This window comes from Mesorhizobium sp. BR1-1-15, from assembly GCF_020165475.1.
In the GTDB taxonomy this organism is placed as follows: Bacteria; Pseudomonadota; Alphaproteobacteria; order Rhizobiales; family Rhizobiaceae; genus Mesorhizobium.
Genome location: NZ_JAIUIF010000008.1, coordinates 154,636 through 174,358 on the forward strand (window position 1 = coordinate 154,636; position 19,723 = coordinate 174,358).

Annotated in this window: 9 protein-coding genes; all 9 read left to right on the top strand. The window is 61.8% G+C overall.

Annotated elements, in window-relative coordinates:
• Positions 1 to 509: 509 nt before the first annotated feature.
• Complete coding sequence (locus tag LB541_RS16170; RefSeq protein ID WP_140665151.1) at positions 510 to 1,487, top strand: AAA family ATPase; 978 nt, start codon at positions 510 to 512, stop codon at positions 1,485 to 1,487.
• Between the two features lie 175 nt (positions 1,488 to 1,662).
• The gene (gene dpdE, locus LB541_RS16175; protein ID WP_224618971.1) at positions 1,663 to 4,935 is read left to right on the top strand and encodes a protein DpdE; all 3,273 of its coding nucleotides are present in this window, start codon (positions 1,663 to 1,665) and stop codon (positions 4,933 to 4,935) included.
• Positions 4,935 to 7,520, top strand: a complete 2,586-nt coding sequence (gene dpdF, locus LB541_RS16180) for a protein DpdF (RefSeq protein ID WP_140665156.1) — start codon at positions 4,935 to 4,937, stop codon at positions 7,518 to 7,520. Before dpdE ends, dpdF begins: the two co-directional genes overlap by 1 nt.
• Positions 7,517 to 8,419 (top strand): protein DpdG, encoded by a 903-nt coding sequence (dpdG, locus tag LB541_RS16185; RefSeq protein WP_140665158.1) that lies wholly within the window; start codon positions 7,517 to 7,519, stop codon positions 8,417 to 8,419. The genes dpdF and dpdG overlap by 4 nt, the downstream gene beginning before the upstream one ends.
• Entirely contained in the window at positions 8,419 to 11,532 is a 3,114-nt protein-coding gene (gene dpdH, locus LB541_RS16190; RefSeq protein ID WP_140665161.1) for a protein DpdH, read from the top strand. Before dpdG ends, dpdH begins: the two co-directional genes overlap by 1 nt.
• Positions 11,533 to 11,603: 71 nt before the next feature.
• Complete coding sequence (locus tag LB541_RS16195) at positions 11,604 to 12,263, top strand: hypothetical protein (protein WP_224618974.1); 660 nt, start codon at positions 11,604 to 11,606, stop codon at positions 12,261 to 12,263.
• Positions 12,250 to 16,803 (top strand): protein DpdJ, encoded by a 4,554-nt coding sequence (gene dpdJ / locus LB541_RS16200; RefSeq protein ID WP_224618977.1) that lies wholly within the window; start codon positions 12,250 to 12,252, stop codon positions 16,801 to 16,803. Before LB541_RS16195 ends, dpdJ begins: the two co-directional genes overlap by 14 nt.
• Complete coding sequence (dpdK, locus tag LB541_RS16205) at positions 16,800 to 17,339, top strand: phospholipase D-like domain-containing protein DpdK (protein ID WP_140665169.1); 540 nt, start codon at positions 16,800 to 16,802, stop codon at positions 17,337 to 17,339. Before dpdJ ends, dpdK begins: the two co-directional genes overlap by 4 nt.
• Positions 17,336 to 19,627, top strand: a complete 2,292-nt coding sequence (gene dpdD / locus LB541_RS16210; RefSeq protein WP_140665173.1) for a protein DpdD — start codon at positions 17,336 to 17,338, stop codon at positions 19,625 to 19,627. The genes dpdK and dpdD overlap by 4 nt, the downstream gene beginning before the upstream one ends.
• Positions 19,628 to 19,723 lie beyond the last annotated feature (96 nt).

Consider the following 19,723-nt stretch of genomic DNA (forward strand, 5'->3'; position numbering starts at 1 on the left):
TGTCCAGCACGCTCGTTGCTCGATTTCGTGTAGGTTTCGAGCAGTCCGCCTAATCGTGCGGGCGCCAGCACGCGTGCCGCAATTTCGCCAGCCACGATCCTGTATTGAGGGATGCAAATATCAGAATAAGACCACTAGAGATTGACAGGCGAGATCGACCAAGCTGGTCCCTTGCGTTCTTCTTCCTTGAGGCTGTTGGAGCCCGAAGCTGAAGCGCAGACCGGTGAGGAAGGTGTTCACGCTCAGTTTCTCCGGATGTCATTCCCAGTGCCTTGGTTTGATCATACTCATAGCCAGCGGAGAGCGTGACCGGGATTTGCGGCAGGCGATAGTCGGCGATGGCGGAGACGGAGGCTGGGAAATGTCTGCCAATCCGGGCAGTCCAGTTAGCGTTTCCAGTGACTTTAGTTGCCATAACAATCTTCCTGATGTCCCCTCCGGGTCCGCCTTGCCGGGGTTGGAACGTCGACGTCGCCAGCCTAAGGTGATCCGCAGAGGGAGCCCGTCGGATGATCATCAGGGTTGAGTTGCGCAGCTTTCGCGGTTTCGAACGTGTCGAGGCTGCCCTCGCCCCTCATGCCTTCGTGTCAGGAGCAAACAGCGCGGGCAAGAGCACGATCCTCGAGGCAATTGCGTTGGCGGAAGGCTGCCTGCGCCTCGCCAAGCGACAAAATCATCACATGCAGATATCGTGGGGCGGAGTCTTGTTTCCCGCCTATCGGGTCCCGAGTTCGTCGGAGGACGAGGACGATCCTGTCCGTCACGAGTTCCGGGACGACGAGACGAGGATTAAAGCTCGATGGGAAAGCGGCGCAACGATAGAGATCGTGTGGCCGGACGCTACATATGATCAGGCGCCATTCTTTGTGCTGCATGACGAGAATGGGCGGGCCATTTCTACCCCAGCCAAGGTCCGTAGTCTGTTTTTACCGATTGTTCCGATACCGGTCATCACACCTCTTGATCGCGTGGAGCAGGTCAAGGACACCAAGTACATCGCGAAGCACTCCAGTGGCCGCCTGGCTAGCAGGCACTTTCGCAATCATCTCTGGCGGTTGAGCAAAACGTCCTCGTGGGACGACTTCCGAGGGTTTTGCGAGGACTGGCTACCGGAAATGCGCCTGGAGGACGTCGATCTCGATATGGTTGGCAATCGGATTTCCGTCTTCTATCGCGAACCGGGAAGCCGGGTACCAAAGGAATTATCATGGTCGGGCGATGGCTTGCAGATATTTATACAATTGCTGTGGCATCTCTACAGCGCCAGAGATGCGAGCACCATCATCCTTGATGAACCTGAAGTCTATTTGCACCCCACCTTGCAGAAACGGCTGGTTGCGCTCTTAAACTCCCTGCCTGCACAGATCGTCATCGCAAGTCACTCGTCCCAAATTCTGAACGCCGCCCCGCAGGACTGCATTCTGCACGTGGATCGCCGAAGGAACTTGGCAGTGCGTACGGACAGCCTCACGACTTACGCATACTAGCTGAGCTAGCAGCGCGTTTGCAGCGAGTGCCCTTCCGGCGTCCGCTGATACCCGGAGGGAACGCTCTTCTGGTGTTGCGGTCACACCCCACCTGCGGCGCCTGCGCCGGGTTGGCGCGCTTCGTACCGATTTCCGGGAGAGCCACTAGACGAATGCAAATCCTCACCATAATGAAATGAAGGGTGAAGGGGACGGCGAATCCGTGTTCGTTAGAGCAATTGGGAAGTATGCTTCCCTGGGAGTGGGGAAACTAGTTGGCCAGAACGGATCACTGCGGTCTGTAGAGTATTTCGATTCGCCGACATCGGAGCCTCTGGTCCACAACATTGGCAAAAGCAACATAGAGCATGTAGTCCTCCCGGAGCAGACGCGCATATATCATTTCGATGAGGCCGCTGGGGCGTGGGAAATTGGCCATCTGCTGAAAGATAGCGGTGAAAGCCAACTCATCCAGTTTCCAGAAAGCAAGTCCAAACGGCTGAAATGCAACTCTGTGTTCGTTCGGTGGGAACTTCCAATTAGGGACCCAACACCATTTCTCGCCAACAAAATCAGCGAGAGCCCTGGCTTTTCGGATGGACGCAGCGCGTTTGTCCGATCACAGGTGTCTCAGCGGGCCGCGTCGATGGGGATGTCCGCGCTGCTTGCGTGCGCTGTCGAACTCGAACCGCACCAGATTGAGGTGGTGCGACGGATCCTGCAAGACCCGGTGCAGCGCTACCTGCTTGCCGACGAAGTGGGCCTCGGAAAGACGATCGAGGCGGGCGTTCTTATCCGCCAATGCGTTCTCGATGTGAAAGAAAATTGCACGGTTCTCGTGGCGGTTCCTGCCCCACTCGTCAGCCAATGGCGCGCGGAGCTTTCCGAGAAATTTCTTCTCGGGCGCCATCTGGATCGCAGTATTCATGTGATTTCACATGATGACGATGACCAGATTCGAGCGATTCTGTCGAAGGTGACGATGCTCGTCATCGACGAGGCGCACCACCTGATCGACCTCGGTATCGCGAATGCGGCCGGCATCTACCAGGATATCGCCCGCGCCGTTCCACTAATAGAGCGGGTCCTCTTGTTGTCGGCGACACCAGCACTTCATAATGAGCGCGGATTTCTGAGGATGCTCCATCTCCTCGATCCCCTGACATATCCACTCGATGGCGAGGACTCGTTCCGCCGCAAGGTCGAAAGCCGGCAGCCCCTAGCAGAAATCGTCGCCGGTCTGACAACGGAAAATGTGCTGTTTCTCGATTATGTGACAGATCAATTGCGCCGGCTGTTTCCAGAGGACGAACTGTTACTGGAACACGTTGCCAAGCTCGGCGCCGTTGTCGATACGATGCCAGACGAGAGTGACCCGGCGCTGGTGGAAGCGATCGATCAATTGCATGACCACCTGAGCGAAGTCTATCGGCTGCACCGTCGTATCTTGCGCCATCGTCGTCGAAACGTCAGCGGGATAACGCCAGATAGAATAGGGGCCGCGATCGTCCGCTATCGCAGCAGCGATCGGGCAGCCTTGACCGCCGCAATGGAAGACTGGCGGTTCGGCGAGTCGGCGAAGCTCGATGAAGCCGGCCGCGAGGCACCGTGGGCGGATCGTGCGAAAACCTTTTGGCGCGTGCTCGATCGCGGATCGCAATATCCGAGCTCCGGGGCTGGGATAATCAGTTTTCTGGCACAGCAGACCGGGAAAATTAGTGATAAGAGTCGGTTCGAGGCGGTTCGCCGGTGCCTGGGGCGCCCTGGCTTGTTCGCGGATCGCGCGGACGCACTGATTGAGGCGTTGCAGCCGCTTGTAAGTACAAGCTCGCAGTGCATCGTTTTCTGTTCTGATGCCAAGACTGCCGATCTCCTGGCAAATCGAATCGCGAACAGACTGGGTATCGTCGTCGACCGCCATGACCCCAGCAACGATCTGTGGAGGGCTTTTAGCTACAGCGTCGACCGACCCATTCTGGTTTGCGATCGACGGGCGGAAGAGGGTCTGAATCTTCAGGGCGGCAATAAAGTCGTGGTTCACTATGACGTCCCGTTCAATCCCAATCGAATCGAGCAACGTTTAGGTCGCGCTGATCGCTATGGATCCGACCAGGCCGTACGGTCCGTCGTGCTCGCTTGCGAGGACGACCCTTTTGAGATGGCTTGGGTGGGCTATCTCGGTACAGCGCTCAAAGTTTTCGACCGATCGGTGGCGAGCCTACAATATCTGCTGGAAAGCACTATGCGAGGCTTCGCGCTTCCGCTGTTCGTCGAGGGCGCCGAAGGGCTCATTGATCTCACAGCGAGGAGCACCGGCGAACACGGCGAGATCGAGCGAGAAATCTCGGCGCTAGATCAGCAGGATGCACTCGATGCCCTCGGCACGCCACCTGCGGCTCTTTTCAACGGTCTCTCCGCGATCGAAGACGATTGGCGCGCGATCGCGAGCGATACGACGATCTGGCTCGAAAAAACTCTAAGATTTGAGCATCTCGACGAGCCGCGGTTCGCGCCTAGCGCTGGGGCAGGAACGCCGTTCCGATACATCTACTCCACCACCCCCGGGCGTCAAACACTCATTCCGCTACCAACCTTCCTGGCGCATTGTGACGCTGCACTAGACTTCGGTCCGAGATATAGAGGCGACAGGACGATCCGGACTATGCCCTACACCTTTCGCCGACGCACCGCGTTGCATCCGCGCGCGCGCGCCAATGGCGTGGGCTTGCTGCGCTACGGCGATGACCTGATCAGCGGCATTACGGCGTTCACCGAGTCGGACGATCGCGGCCGTTCCTTTGCTATGTGGCGCTTTGCTCCCAGCCATGTCGGCGATCCCACAGCCGATGTCTTCTTCCGGTTCGACTTCGTCCTCGAAGCCGACGTCGCGGCCGCGGACAGAGTTCTCAGCCGACACGAACGCAACGATAGCGCGGCGAACGCAGCGATCCGGCGTCGCGGCGACATGGCACTCCCGCCCTTTTACCGCTCGTTTTGGCTCGACCGCGAACTGACGCTGGTGACCGATCACGCGCTTCTTTCGCTCCTTACGCGACGCTATCGAGTCGAACCGGATCAGAACGGGGCTCGCGACCTCAATCTTAATGCTCGCCGGTGGCAACGCCTGTCACAGTTGCACCTTCCGGAGTTCGCCCATTGGTCTGACCTTTGCCTTAAGGCGCGGGAAGTGGCCGAAAACGCGCTTCGCGCGGACCCCGATCTCATCGAAAGCCTCGCGAAAGCGGAGCAGCGCGCTCTACGGGCCGATCAGAGGCGGCTGGGCCAGTTGCGGGCTCGCGCTCGCGCCGCAGTGAGTGCTGGCGACGACACCGAGCTTGCGTTTGAGGAGCAACTCGCTGCTGCGCTAACAGAGGGCATTCGCATCCCTCAGGTTCGGCTCGACACTGTTGGCGCGATCTTCGTCTCGGCGAGCCGCTCTGTCACCGAGCGCATTTCGAGTGACCTGTGATGGGCGCATTCGACTTCGTAGGTCTGCAAGACTTTCTGCTCGACCCTCGGAACGAGATTGGCGGCTCCGGACCTCGCGACGGGGTCTTCGATCGCCTAGCTCAGATCCTGAAAGCCTCACAGGCAACTGGGCGGCTGCAAAGTGCATATGATGCCATGGCCCTTTTTAGGCACGTATTGCGACGCCAGTCCCTTCGTGCGGGCCAGCAGGCGCAGTTGCGCGTACCCTCTCGCGCGGGCTGGCCGGACCGAGCTTCCTGGGCGAATTTCGGGGTGCGGGCTCATAGCGAGACGCAAGGCTATTTCCTAGTCGAAGCTCGACCGTGGCGCGCTGATTGGCTCGACGACAGCGACAATCCGGTTTTCGAGGACATCTTCGCCGAGCAGAATGTTCGGCTCGATTGGCAGCGGCCGATCGACCCGTTCCTCGGCGAAGCGAGCGGATTCGACAGCTATGTGTCGCCGGGCCAGCGCGAGGCGGTGCGCAGCGCCTTTCTGCTGCCGCCCGGAGAGACTCTCGTCGTCGCCTTGCCGACCGGGTCTGGGAAGAGCTTCGTTGCACAGGCCCCGGTCCTCGCCCGCGGATTGGAAGGTGGATTGTCGCTGTGCGTCGTTCCGACCACGGCACTAGTGCTCGATCAGGCCCGTCAAATGCGGCAAATGCTCAAGCGCCGCTTTCCCCGGCGTGATGTGCCTTCGCTCGCTTGGCATTCCGGCCTCAGCGTGGAGGAACGAGCGGCGATCAAGGCCGCGATACGCGAGGGCCGCCAAGGCATCCTTTATTGCTCGCCCGAAGCGGTGACCGGAGCCTTGCTGCCGTCGCTATACGAGACGGCGTACGCCGGATTGCTGTCCTATCTGATCGTCGACGAGGCGCACCTGGTAAGCCAGTGGGGTGACAGTTTTCGACCAGCCTTTCAGATGCTGGCAGGCGTGCGACGGGGATTGCTCGCGGCCTGCCCGACCAGTCGCCGCTTTCGGACGCTGCTAATGTCCGCGACGCTAACCCCGGAGACCGTGGAGACGATCGACGCTCTCTTCGGCCCGGCTCGCACGGTTCACATGGTCGCCTCGGTCCATCTGCGGCCCGAACCTCAATATTGGGTCCACCGCGAGGACGATCCTGAGGAGAAGGACCGCAAGGTCCTTGAAATCTTGCGGCACGCGCCGCGGCCATTCATCCTCTATGTGACTAAGCGCAGCGATGCGAGGCGGTGGATCAAGCGTCTGCGCAAGGAAGGCTGTGCGCGCATTGACTGCTTTCATGGCGAGACTGCCCACGCCGATCGTGTCCGGATCATCGATCAATGGTCCGACAACGAACTCGACGGGGTGGTCGCCACCTCCGCGTTCGGCGTCGGGATCGACAAGCGGGACGTGCGCACGGTGATCCATGCCGCCGTCCCGGAGACGCTCGATCGCTTCTATCAGGAAGTCGGGCGCGGAGGGCGAGACGGCTGTCCCTCGGCCTCATTCCTGATCTATTCGCGCGAAGACCAGGAAATCGCCAACCAGATCGCCTCACCTTCGCTGATCAGCGACGACCTTGCGTTCGAACGGTGGTCGACCATGTATGGCGGTAGCACCCAACTCGATGCGCTTGGCCGATTGCTCGAGGTGGATTTGGCTGCCGTCCCGCCACGGCTGCGGAGACAGTCCGATTACAATCAATCCTGGAACATGCGAACGCTGATCATGATGGCGCGGGCCGGCATGCTCGAGCTTGAATCGCAGCCGCCATCGCGCATCGCGCAGCAAGAGGACGAGACCGAGTTCGCATTCGAGCTTCGCAGTGATGAGCACTGGACGGACTATTTCCAGCGCACGGTGGTGGGCATGACCGATTTCGAGCACATGAGCCAGACGCGGTTCGAATGCCTCATCGGCGAGGAACGGCAGCGCGCGTTCGATGAGGCCACCGAGAACCGCGCGTTGCTCGACAAACTGCTGGGCGGCACGAGCGAGGTCTCGCTGCTGCTGGACGATCTTTATCGCAGCAACGCCCCGGGCCGGTCGGTGATCGTATCGCCCGCCTGCGGAGGGTGCCCGGCCCACCGCCGCATGGGGACGAAGAACACCGACTATTCGGCGCCGCCCGCATACGGCATCGAGCATGTCGGCCATTTCGATCTCAGCCTCTTCGTCAGCCGGTTCCCGCAACTCTATCTTGAGGAGCCCGTCATCCTTCCCGTCGAAGAGCCCATGGACGATACCGCTCTTGTCTCCCTGCTGCGCGACTTCGTCGCTATGTTCGGGGTGCGCGAGATCGGCACGCAGACCGCCTTCCGGGAGCGAAACCCCTCGCTTGCCGGACTACACAAGCACAGCGACGACCATGTGCTGCTGCTGCAGTCGCTCGAGGAGGAAGTGCTCCGGCCATCGTCGTACGAGCTTCCGCGCGTCACGGTCTGGACTGGCGCGGTCGGCGCCGGGCTGCCCAAGTATCTGTTCACGATGAAACGGCCGCTGCATGTCATCATGACGCCGGCCTCGACGCTGGATCCGTGGAACGCTGTGCGCCGCATCGCCGACACCGGAACCAATGTCCTGTCGGTCGATCAATTCAAGCTCGGAGCGCGCCTGTGAGTATCCTCAACCAAGCCAGCGACGGGCTGTTCAATGTGCTGATCGTGCTCGTTCGCGCCCTCGTTCGCTTCGGTCCAAAGGGGCGCGAAGACCTGATCCTCGCATGTGGGGGCGCGGCTGATTCGTTCGACACCAGCCAGTTGACAAGAACGTTGAACCGCTGGACCGAACTTGGCCTGTTCGGCGAAAATATGGGCGTCATCATTATCGCCGAGCCTTACCGCTCTGCCCTCGGCAAGAGCGCAGAAGATGCGGAAGCGCGCCTCCCTAAAGTGGCAAGGGCCGTGGCGTTGCTGCGGGCCAACAATATGCGCTTCTGGGAAAGCGAGGAAGCTAGGAGCGCCGATCTGTCGAGAGGCGTGGCGTGGATGCTGGCCCAGGATGTCTATACCCTTGATGCCAATTCCGACCGGTTGGCTGAACTGGAGGCGCGACAGTTGATCGACAGCGGCAGTCAGAAGATCGCTCAGAACAATACCCGCTGGAATGGCCTCAAAACCTGGATGCTATATCTGGGCTTTGCCCGCGACGGCGTGCAATGGGTCGTCGACCCCACCGAGGCGCTCCGCGACGCGCTCACCGACATCTTCGGATCGAGCCGAGAACTGTCCGGCCCAGCCTTCGTAGAGCGCACCGCCTCGGTGCTGCCCGTCCTCGATGGTGGCGCTTATCGGTTGCAGGTCGAGGCAGCGTTGAAGGACAGCGCCTGGCCCCGCCTTCGTGCCGGCCTCGTCTCGTCTTCCTTGTCTCGGGCGATCCAGCGCCTCGACCGTGAGGGCTTCATCACGCTTTCAAACCGAAGCGACCCCGAGGGCGTCGTAACGCTTACCGGCAGCAACGCGCGCACATGGCGGGATGTCTCGCATGCCGGGCTTGTTAAGGCAGGAAAGGCCCGCTGATGCTTGAGAAATATTGGCCCGAGCCCGATCACGTCAATGCCTGCATCAAGAACGAAGCCGAGACCGCGGACGTATCGGTCCTGCTCGCGGTGCATCAGCCGACTCCGCTCACGACGCGGAATGCCGGTACGAACATCGAGACTCCGGCGTCCGAGCAGGAATTGCTCGATGCCTTTCTCTCCGACGACGTTCCGGGCGGATATCTGCTGTTTCCGATCACCGGTCCCTCGGGTGTAGGGAAGTCACACATCATTCGGTGGCTTGATGCGCAACTCCAGCGCTCGCCGCGGCGCGAACAGCTCCACATAATCCGAATTCCCAAGAGCGCAAGCCTGCGCCGGGTCGTCGAGTTGATCCTTGAGCCGTTGGCCGGCGACCCGAGATTCGAGAAATCGCGATCGGACCTCACCCGCGCCGTCGCCGAAGTCGACAAGCGCAAGGCCGTCGTCTTGTTCCGAGCACAAATCGAGAATGCGCTCGCCAGCCGGGCCGAGGCCCTCGTCGTCGAGGCGCGCGAGCATAAGGAACGTGCTGCCGAGCTTAGACCGCTCATCGGCCATGCGCAGATGCTGCCTAAACTTTTCGGTGACGCGGCACTCAAGGACCATTTCGACGAAGCGGTTCTCGCCAGAGTGGTTGCGCGCGCCTTGCAGGGCCGTGAGGACGGGGTCGAGGGCGACGAGAGCCAGTCCCAGTTTTTCGCCAAGGATCTCATCCTTCCCGACGGGATCGATCTTAACAATGCGGCCCTGTCGGTTAAGACCTATTATCAGACGCAGCTCGCGGTCCAGGATGTTCGCCGCCGCCAGGCCGCGGCTGACCTGCTCAACACCATCGTCGATACAGCGATCGGCAACGTCTTTCAGCTCGAGCAGAGTACCGGCGGAATCACCTTACAGGACATCATCCTAGGAATCCGTGATATCCTGCTGAAGAACGAAATGGACCTCGTCCTGCTCGTCGAGGATTTCGCAGCGCTGTCAGGCATCCAGGACGTGTTGCTCAAGGTCTGCGTGCAGGAAGGTACACATGACGGCAAGAAGGTGCGCGCTACCATGCGGACGGCGCTTGCGCTCACCGATGGCTATCTTGCCTCTCGCGACACGATCCTCACGCGGGCGCAGCGGGTCTGGGTCATCGGCAACCGTGAGCAGAGTGATGATGAGATCAAGGGCGCAGTGATCGAGATGGTCGGCGCTTATCTGAACGCGGCGCGCTGGGGTGAAGGCGGCCTGCGCAAGCGGTTTGACCGCCGCGGTGCAGGCGACGGGCTCACCGGCTGGCTACCCGCCTGGCGTGACGAGGAGCAGAGAGATGAGGAAGGCGAGGCGCTAAACGCTTTTGGCTATTCCACACTAGGCCACGCGCTATTTCCATTCAACCGTCTCGCAGTCGAGCAGCTCGTCCAGCGGCATCTGGCGGAAGGAGGCCGGCTCGTTTTCAACCCGCGTCGCGTCATAAACGAGATCCTCCGTCGCCCGCTTCTGATGCGGAGCACGTTCGTCAACGGCAATTTCCCACCGCCCGACTTCCATGGGCTGCGGCCGAACGTCTATCTCGCCGGCTTGGTCAGACAGACGAGCCAGCCCGAACCCATCAAGCGGCGCCTGGCTTCCGCGCTCGCAGTGTGGGCCGGCAACGCCGCCGATCAAGCTGCCCTCGCCCATGTACCGCCGGCAATCTTTGCGACCTTCTCGCTTCCGACACCTAGCGAACTCGCCAAAGTCACTTTCGTGCCGGAGCGCGATTCAACGCCGCCGATTGGACCGACCGGCGGCGAAGATACGACCCCCTCGCCGCCGCCCCCGGCATTTGCTTTCGAGCAGGATCCGCGCGTGGCGACTTGGCTGAAGAAACTTGATGCCTGGACGTCCGGAACGGAACTTGTGCAGACCGACGCTCGCGAACTTCGCAGCGCGCTGGCCGCAATGCTGAAGGGCGCGATCAACTGGTCCGCGCTCCGGATTCCAGACGAGGATATCAAGGCGACTTGGCTTTGGATTGCTGGTGCGCGCAACAATCCTGTAGGCGGACGCATTCTCGTAGTCTGTGACCAGCGCGAGGATGACGATGGCACACTTCGCGAGGGCCTCCTCGGCGCACTGAGATTTGGCTTCAACGGTCACCGCTGGGACTATCCGGAGGCCGACGTCGATTATGTCGCGAGCGCCGCGATCATTGATCGCCTGGTCAGGCAACTGGTGCCGATTCTAGTTGCGGAGGCGAACGCGCAAACAGCAGTGGTGGGTCGGGCATTGCTCAATCAGTCGCGCATCATTGGCCTCTCGCCCCCGGTTCGCGCAGCAGCCGCGGAGCCTCTGCTGCGCGGACTCTTCTCGTCGCCCCCACAGGTCGAGACGCAAACATTCGAAGAGGGGTGGGATCAGCTTCGCGCGCAGGCGCTGGGCTCGGTCAATGGCCGAAGCACGCGCGCCATCCTGCAGGGGCTTCTGCTCGATCGAAGCGCGAGCTTCCAGGGTTCAGGAAACAAACCGTTCGCAATTGACAGCGCGCGCCTGCTAGACGTGCTGGCCGGCGATCCGCCAGTGGGTCCGCTTCCCGAGAGCCTTCCCGAGGAAGCACGCACGCTCATCCCGACGATGACCGACGCCCGGCTCTGGGGCAAGCTGCAGGCAGTCATCGCCAAGCTCCGCACCTTTCGGGCCGAGATCGCAGATTTCGTCGATGAGAATCTCGACAAGAACGCGTTCGTTGCCAACCTGCGCGAAATCATCCCGCTGCTGCAGAAGACGAATTGCTGGCCGTCAGGCGTCATGATCAGGCAAAATGAGTTCGAGGCGCGTCTCACAGAATTTCAGACAAGCCGCTTTGTCGACCTGGTGGACAAGACGGCGACGATCGTCGATGAAGCCGATCGAGAGCAAATCCCGAAGCTGCTCAATGCACTTGGATCGCTCGATTTAGGGCTGATCCAACGCACCATGTCGTTCTTGACCATAGCCAATGAGATCGTCATGGAGGCAGCACCGCGTGTAGCACAACAGCAGGCTATTCGCGGCCAATCCGATCCAAGCATTGCGGCAGCGGAAATCGCGAGTTTGCTCGAGGGCGTGAGTGGAAATCAGCCTGCGCCGGTGGAGGCTGACGCATGAGTACTTCGCTTCCCGCACGCGCAAAGGCGCTTCACGAGCGGCTGGTGGCGCTAGACCAACTTGGGGCCAACGTGGAGGAAACCGGTTTGCTCGAGGACCTCCGCTCGGACCTCGCGCCACCCGCGGCAGAGTTCAGTCGGGCGCTCGACAACCGCAGGCTGCTCATGGGCTCGGGGATCGAAACGCCGGAGCCGCCTTCGCTTGCGACTGTCCGCAAACGCGCCGCCTCAACCCTCGAAAGGTTCACTGCCAACGAGAAGGCGGCGACGCTCAAGAAGGGCAGCGGCTGGGCTAACTTGATCAAGGAGATCAAGACGGCGTCGACAGACCTTGGCGCCGGCGTCGTGAGGAGTTGGAAGGAGTACAGGCAGAGCGTGTTTACCGGCGAGGCCCCATCGGTGGTGAAGGGCCGCATTGCGATGACGCCCGCGAACACCGCCGCTTTCAAGACCTATGAGCAGCTTCATCAAGCGTTCCGCGCCGAGTTCGACAACCTGCCAGCCGACAAGGCGGCAATCGATCGCGTCAAGGCCCTTGCGGCAAGGCTGACCGAGACAGCCAAGGGGTTCGATTTTGACGTGCCGGCCGACGTGAAGCGTTTCCTTGAGGCCATTCAGACCGGAGGAGCGAAGCTCGACCTGCTCACAGACGTCGTGCTGAAGTGGCTCGAAGAGAACAATGCATTCGATACTTATCGTATCGTGCCGCGGAGCGCAGATGGAAGCCGATGAAGCCCTGTTGCTGACTGCGCTGGACAAGATTGAGCAGCTTGAAGCCCGGTTGCTGACCTGGGGTCTGGTCGACGGACATGTGTCGGCCGGCGAGATGCATGGGATCATCGATGCGCTGCTCGACAAGCCTGTCTTGGGGGCCGGCGTCAGCTTTCTGGACGCTGGTCATGTCATCGCAGAACTGATCAGCCGAGCATTGCTGTTCGACATCGGCGAGGAGCCAGGCACGCAATACCGGTCCCGCATGGCCGAAGGTGTCCGCCTGCTGTTCCGGTTGCGCCAACTCTTTCCCCAACATCGCGGACCAACCGGCTGGCAGGCAGCGCCGACGCTCGTAGCTGACTTCCGGTTCATCTGGCGTCGTCGGCGCTACCCGCGTCGTGAGATCAGCGCGGCGGCAGCGCTCGCCACCATCGCGGCCGCGACGCCTGACCAAGCTGCGCGTGCGGCGCTTTCGGCGCTGGTCGAAAGCTTTGGCCCGCAGTTCGCGCTCGCCGGATTCCAGGTCTCCGCGGCTGCACGAATCCTGTCGGGCTTAGAGGGCACGCAATCCATCGCGACGTTGGTCAGTGCAGGCACCGGCAGCGGCAAGACGCTGGCCTTCTATCTGCCCGCGCTGTCGCGTGTGGCCTCCCATATTCAGCGGGATGCCGCCGCGGGTCGCTGGGTCAAGGTTCTGGCTCTTTACCCCCGGAACGAACTGCTGAAAGACCAGTTTGCAGAGGTCTACAGTCAGGCCCGGCGGCTCGACGCGACGCTGGCCTCGCGCGGCCACCGCAAGATCCTGATTGGGACCTTCTTCGGTCCGACGCCGCATTCAGCCGAAAAGGCGCACGACGCGCGCAGCGGCTGGCGGCAGACATCGGCTGGGCTCGTTTGTGAATATCTGCGCTGTCCGGCTCCGGGCTGCGCCGGGGACATGGCCTGGCGCGACGCCGATCGGCGAGCCAGTCGCGAGCGGCTTGAGTGCCTCGAGTGCTCTGCCAGGATCGAGAGCGACGAAATCATCCTGACTCGCGACCGGTTGCGATCCGAAGCACCGGACATTCTGTTCACTACCACAGAGATGCTCAACCAGCGGATGGGGGACGATCGGTTTCGGCACCTGTTCGGAATTGGCGACCGGGCGCAGCGCCCCGTCGAGATGATGTTGTTGGACGAGGTTCATACTTATGCTGGCATCTCCGGCGCCCAAGTCGCGTTCTTACTTCGCCGTTGGCGACGATTGGTCCGCCAGCATGTCAGCTTCGTCGGACTGTCGGCGACACTCAGGGACGGAGCGCGCTTCTTCGCGCAACTGACCGGCTTGTATGAGCAGTCGTCGGTCGAAATCGCGCCGGCTAACAGCGACATGATCGCCGAGGGCGCTGAGTATCTTCTGGCACTGCGCGGCGATCCGGTGTCGCGCACAGCTTTGCTGTCGACCACGATCCAGACGGGCATGCTGCTCTCTCGGCTGCTGGACGCGCCCGACGAGCGAAAGAGCCGCGGCATTATCGGCGAGCGCGTTTTCATCTTCACCGACGACATCGACGTCACCAACCGCATGTACTTCGCCATGCTAGACGCCGAGGGTCGCAGGAGCAGCGGGGCGCCAGACCTGGTGAACAGGCCCGATGGCGGACTCGCGTCGCTCCGCCGGCCGCTGCCGATCGAACAGCGCAAGCTGCATGGCCAAGATTGGGAGGCAGTGGTCCAGATCGGCCACACCTTACAGCCCCAGGACCGAAAGTCGGTGGGCCGCGTGATGTCAATGGACCCCGGCGTCGGCAACAATCTCGACATTATCGTCGCGACCGCCTCGCTCGAGGTCGGTTTCAATGATCCGCGAGTTGGCGCAGTCATTCAGCACAAGGCGCCGCGCGATGTTGCCCAGTTCCTCCAGCGCAAGGGCCGCGCGGGTCGTTCGCGCCGGATGCGGCCTTGGACTGTGGCGGTGCTGTCGGACTATGGCCGGGACCGGCTCGCCTATCAAGGCTATGACCTGCTTTTCGATCCGGAACTGCCGCTTCGTACACTGCCTGTAGGCAATCGGTACGTCATGCGGATCCAGGCAGTCTATGCGACGCTCGATTATCTCAGCCAGGCACTGGACTATCAGCGGCAAGGCAGCGTCTGGCTCGACCTATCGGCCAGCACCGACAGCAGCTACCAGCGCGCGCGCCAGACTGCGCTTGCAGGCCTCATCAATCGCATCCTCACCATCCCAGCCGAACTGGACCGCTATTCCGCATATCTCGCCTCCGCCTTGAAGATAGACGAGAGTACAGTCTTGCCGCTGCTCTGGGATCACCCCCGGCCTCTGATGACGCAGGTCCTGCCGACCGCGCTTCGCCGGCTCGAGAGCAATTGGCGCGCCTGGGGGCAGCCCGGCGACGATTTCCAAGTGTTCAATTCGCCCCTGCCGGAGTTCGCGCCGGCGAATTTGTTCAGCGATCTTAACCTGCCCGAGGTCAGTATTGTCCTCCCACAGCCTGGTAGCGTCACGCCCGACAAAGTGGGGATGCCCATCGCACAGGCGCTTCGAGAGTTCGCGCCGGGACGCGTGTCACGGCGCTACGGCATGAGCCATGCGTTCGAGCGTCATTGGATGTGTCCGCCACTCGATCAAAACCGAGTACAAGTAGTTCCGCTCGAACCGTTTGCGCGTCTGGATAGGCTCAGTGACGGGCGGATTATCGTCGCCGGCTCGGTAGGACAGGTCCCGGTCTATCGTCCCCTAGTGCTGGAGGTTCAGCCGCCGCCCGGCACGGTGGTCGATACCTCGAACGCTCGACTTCGCTGGCGCGGCCAGCTTGTCGCGCGCGAGTCCGGCCTGGTGCTGGACCCGCCCCGGGGTGGCCCCTGGACTCCGTTGATCGAGGATATCCGCTTCTACACACACGAAGGGCTGAGCCCGATCGAGGTACGCCGGATGGCGCTCGGCAGCGATGCCGGCATTCGCTTCCGCGACGGCAGATCGCTGAACAAGGAGTTCCATTTCGAAGTCGCCGGAGAGGCGGCCGCGCTCGGCTTTGGCCTCGCGGTCGACGCGATGTGCATCCGGCTTCGCTTCCCTGAAGCCTTGTGGTCGAACCTCGGGGACGAGGCGGACCCGCGATATCGTGCGATGCGGACCGCGCGCTTTCATCACCAAGCAGTTTACGGACCTTTTCTCGAAGCAGTCGACAACCCGTTCGCACGCGACTGGCTGGCTCATCTCATGCTGGCCGCGCTCAGCAATGAGGCAATGGCGCATCGGATTTCCCTGAGGGAGGCCGCGGGACGCCTTGCCGACGGCAGCGCTGAACTCGACCTCGACCGGACGCTCAGCATCCTGTTCCAGTCGCCGATCGTCGACGATGCCAATGCCCAGGGTAATCAGCAGGACAAGCTTCGGCAGGATCTGGCTGGCTTCCTGGCCGACAAGGAGGTTGTCGACAGCCTGTTCAGCCTCGCGGCAATCCTATGGATCCCGATCGATGCTGGATGGGAGCCGTGGCTTCGCGAGCGTTATGCGTCTACCGTCGGCGCGGCAGCCTTGAGCGCGATCACGAACCTCTGCCCACAAATCGACGCCGACAGCCTGGTACTCGACGTCACCGCTGGCCCGCGCGAGCAAGACGATGTGCTCGCCGGGGTTCCCAATGGCGAGATCTGGATCAGTGAGATGACGCCTGGGGGCAACGGCCAGATCGAAGAGGCGCAGCGTCAATATGTAGAAGATCCACGCCGCTTCTTCAGCCTGATGACCGCTGCCCTGCGAGACAATGATTTCTCTCTGAGCGATTTCCAGTTGAGTCGCTTCCTCGCCGCCGTGGTCGAAGGCGACAGCGACGAGCCGCTGCCCGCTGCAACGCGCGCGTTTCGGCAGGCATCAGGTGCCGAGGAGAGCCATGCAAGCTTCACGGCGCTTCGTCACACCCTGGCGGATGAGGGTTTTGTCACCTTCCACGCGTTCCTTGTTGCGCTGACAAACCGGATCCTTCGTCCCGGCTCGAGCATCGACAGCGACGCCTTTTTCCTCGACGCGGTGCGCCTCTGGAATGCCGAGGAAGAGCGGCTGAGCGTCGACCTCGACGCGCGTGTGCTGGCCTATCGCCTGGCGCGGTCTGACGACATCGATGCAGCGCTCGGGCTCGCCGGAATCGACGCCCCAACGGTCAATCCCGACCAGTGGCGGTTCGGTGTGATCTATGGTCTGCTTTGGCCGCGCGGCGCCCACATTCGCCAGTCCGGGCTGAGGACCTACTCACCCTTCGCCGACCTGCCGGCACCAGACCCGTTGCTGCTGCAGGCCTATCTTGCCGAAGATGCGAGCCTGATCGATCTGGAAGTCGACGGCTGGCAGGATTATTGTCTTGATCGCCTTGCCGAGGTCGGGGCCGCCACCCTGATGTGTCGAATGTCGGCAGCACCGCTGCTCGCCGACGCCTTGAGCTTCCTCGCCACTAATCCGGTACAGACGGTCTATCTCTCAGTTTTCGCGCGCGTGCAGGCAGTCAGGCGAGTGGAGAACGTCTTCCATGTCGATGTCGATGTTGCGGAGGCACTGCAATGACCTTCGAGACGCGACGAATCTTCAAAAGCGCGGTGACAAGCCAGCACCTGATCCGCGAACTCCTTCAGATGATGTTCCTTGGCGAACTGCTGGCGCCCGGAGGCGAGCGCGCCTGGCTCGTCAGCCCGTGGATTAGCAACATCGTCTTGTTCGACAACCGCGCTGGAGGCTTCGGTACGATCAATCCGGAATGGGGCAATCGCGAGATCCGGCTGATCGAGGTGATGACTGACGTGATGGCCCGCGGGACGGCGCTAGGCATCGCGACGAGCCTTGATGGTCACAATGACCCGCTGATCGACGCGCTCGCCATGGCGGCGGACGAAGGCGGGCTCGCCGACAAGCTTTCCATCGTCCGCCGCCGGCACCTGCACACCAAAGGCGTGCTGCTGAAGCGCGGCCTTCTGACGGGCTCTATGAACCTCACCTACAACGGCCTCGAATTGAACGACGAAATGGTCGTCTACGACACCACGCCCAAGACGCTCGCCGAGGCGCGTATCAACTTCGAGTCCTATGTGGGAGCAGGCAGGTGATCGAGCATCTGCCCGAGCGAGAGCAGGAGTGGCTGGCGCGCTTCTTTTCGACGCCCAACGAGTTGAGCTGGTCGTCGCTGCTCGACGGGTCCGCTTCGGCACGAGAGTCGGACCAGGTGCGGCAGTGGCTCGGCCTTCTCGCCGCCCCGCGCCCGGGTGCGCCGCTTATTCTGCCTTTCGCGCGGGGCGGCAAGATCGCCGGCTGGTTTGCGACCACGCAGGGTCATTCCGGCGCGTACGAGCTTCGCGATGAGATCAACGCATGGTTGGGCCCGACCTGGCTTAGCCGCTTCGAGCGGGTCGCCGAGGACTCGAACGAGCCGATGGCCGCAGCGCTTCGGGACCGCTTCGGCGGAATTGTATATCGGTTCACAGGACCCGACGACGCGGCAATGGAGGCGATCTCTGCACGGCTGAGCGAGTTTGCAGGCGTGCTCGAACGGAGGCCGCCAGCAACACGCACGCGCGTCCGCCCAATTGGGGCCATCCGCAGCGACTTCGAGCGTGCGCTACTCGCCGGCGACGAAGCCCAAGCAGAGGCGATGATCGCCGAGCTCAAGCAGACAGGCCGCCTCAATGAGGAGAACCTCCGCTACCTTGAGGTGCGGCTAAGCGCTGGCCTTGGGCTGTGGCCGCAAATCGCGCGCGATCACTGGCTCATCAAGACGATGGCCGATCTGGCGCTGCCGCCGCAGATCCTCGCGGACCTGATCGAGGCACTTTACCGAACCTATGTCGATGAGGTGGAGGCCGGCGGCGAACCGGCCGCGATCCGTGATGCGTTCGCGCGCCATATCGCAATCCCCTATCCGAAGCTATTCGCGTCCCGCCGGGGAATTCGGGCGCCACGTGTAGTCAAGGCGTTTCTGCTGTTCGAGCAACTGCAAGCCAAACCTGACCCAGCGATCATCGCCGGGCTGCTCGACCTGTTACCGCCCGGCACCCCCTCGCTCTCCGCAGCGCCGCGCGCTGCAGAACCCGCGCTGACGCTGCTGGCAGCGACCACCGCGGACGAAGCTGACGAAGCCTTCGATGACGGGCAATTCGACCGCGCCTTTGAGTTCTATCTGCGGCTTCCTCCTAGCAGGAAGACCATCAGCCGGCTGGTGTCGTGCGTCGGGACGATCGGGACAACCGAGGCGCGCCAACGACTGCTTACTTTGGTGGATGAGGCAGGCGCGGACGTGGTTGCTGGGCTGCCCCCGGGAATTGCCAGCAAGATCGAAAGCCTTCGGGAGGCGCAATCTCCTGGTCCGCCACCAGCGGAGAAGCCGGCTGATGCGAGTGCCAATCCATGGATCAGTTGGGCAGACCAATTGCAGGCAGGCCGCGACCTCACCGCGGCTGAACAGGATGTTCAATCCGCGCCGACTAATTGGGATGCCGCCAAACTCCGGGAGAGCGGCCAGTTGGCGCGGCGGTTCGCCGACATCATCGGCGGTCTACACGGTAAAGCGAGCGCGATCGCGCGGGCGGCAGTGCCCCAGATGTTCGCGAGTATCTTCCCCACAGATGCCGTTCCACCGCCGGCGACGAAGCCGATCGCATCGCTCTTGTTTATGCTGATCGCGATGGATGACGCACTTTCTCGGACCGATCTCGACTTGCTAGCGCAGCTAGCCAGCATCCTGATCGAGCAAGGGCTGTCGTCCAGCGAGTATGTTTCCCTGATGAGCGATATCGAGGATGTTCAGCAGCGGGTCGGCTCCTATGCCTATCTACCCTGGAGCCTAGACCTCAGCGAAGCGCTGGCAATCTTGCCCTGTTCGTCCGCTGCGGAACGCGAAGCGCGACTACGACTGTTCCTGCATTTGCTGGGCCAAGCGTCTGGCTTCGCGCATCGCCTCGCACCGCACGACCTGATACCGATCGAGACCCTTGCAAAGGATTATGGCGTCGGGCCTGATGCGGTCAGCGTGCTTAAACGCAAATCCGAGGCGGAGGCTGATACATCCTCCATGCCAAGCCTCAATGGAAAGACCATCGGCATTTACACGCTGGCCGAAGCGGCCGGAAGCCGTGCCAAGGCTGCATTGGAGAAGCTGTTCCCGGGCTGCAAGGTAGTTGTAAATTCAGACCTCGTGGCAACACCGCAACTCGCGGGCCTAGCGAAGACCGCTGATATGTTCGTCTTCGCCTGGAAAAGCAGCAGCCACCAAGCATTCTATTGCGTGAAGGACGCCCTGACCAATGGCGAGCCTATCTGGGCCCAGGGAAAGGGAACGGCCAGCATCCTTCGTGCCGTCCTCGATCACTGGCCAGCTGCCGGCAATTCAGCACGAGGTTGAGCTGTTTCGCTGACCTGCCTCTAGAAGCGGTCCCAAACCTGTATTACGCACCAGGCTGGCGCCATCCCACGAGTCACACTTGATCCGGGCTCTCAA

Excerpts from the sequence above, each read along its gene's own strand:
- LB541_RS16170 (WP_140665151.1), top strand. The coding sequence starts at position 510 with ATGATCATCAGGGTTGAGTTGCGCAGCTTTCGCGGTTTCGAACGTGTC.
- dpdE (WP_224618971.1), top strand. The coding sequence starts at position 1,663 with ATGAAGGGTGAAGGGGACGGCGAATCCGTGTTCGTTAGAGCAATTGGG.
- dpdF (WP_140665156.1), top strand. The coding sequence starts at position 4,935 with ATGGGCGCATTCGACTTCGTAGGTCTGCAAGACTTTCTGCTCGACCCT.
- dpdH (WP_140665161.1), top strand. The coding sequence starts at position 8,419 with ATGCTTGAGAAATATTGGCCCGAGCCCGATCACGTCAATGCCTGCATC.
- dpdJ (WP_224618977.1), top strand. The coding sequence starts at position 12,250 with ATGGAAGCCGATGAAGCCCTGTTGCTGACTGCGCTGGACAAGATTGAG.
- dpdK (WP_140665169.1), top strand. The coding sequence starts at position 16,800 with ATGACCTTCGAGACGCGACGAATCTTCAAAAGCGCGGTGACAAGCCAG.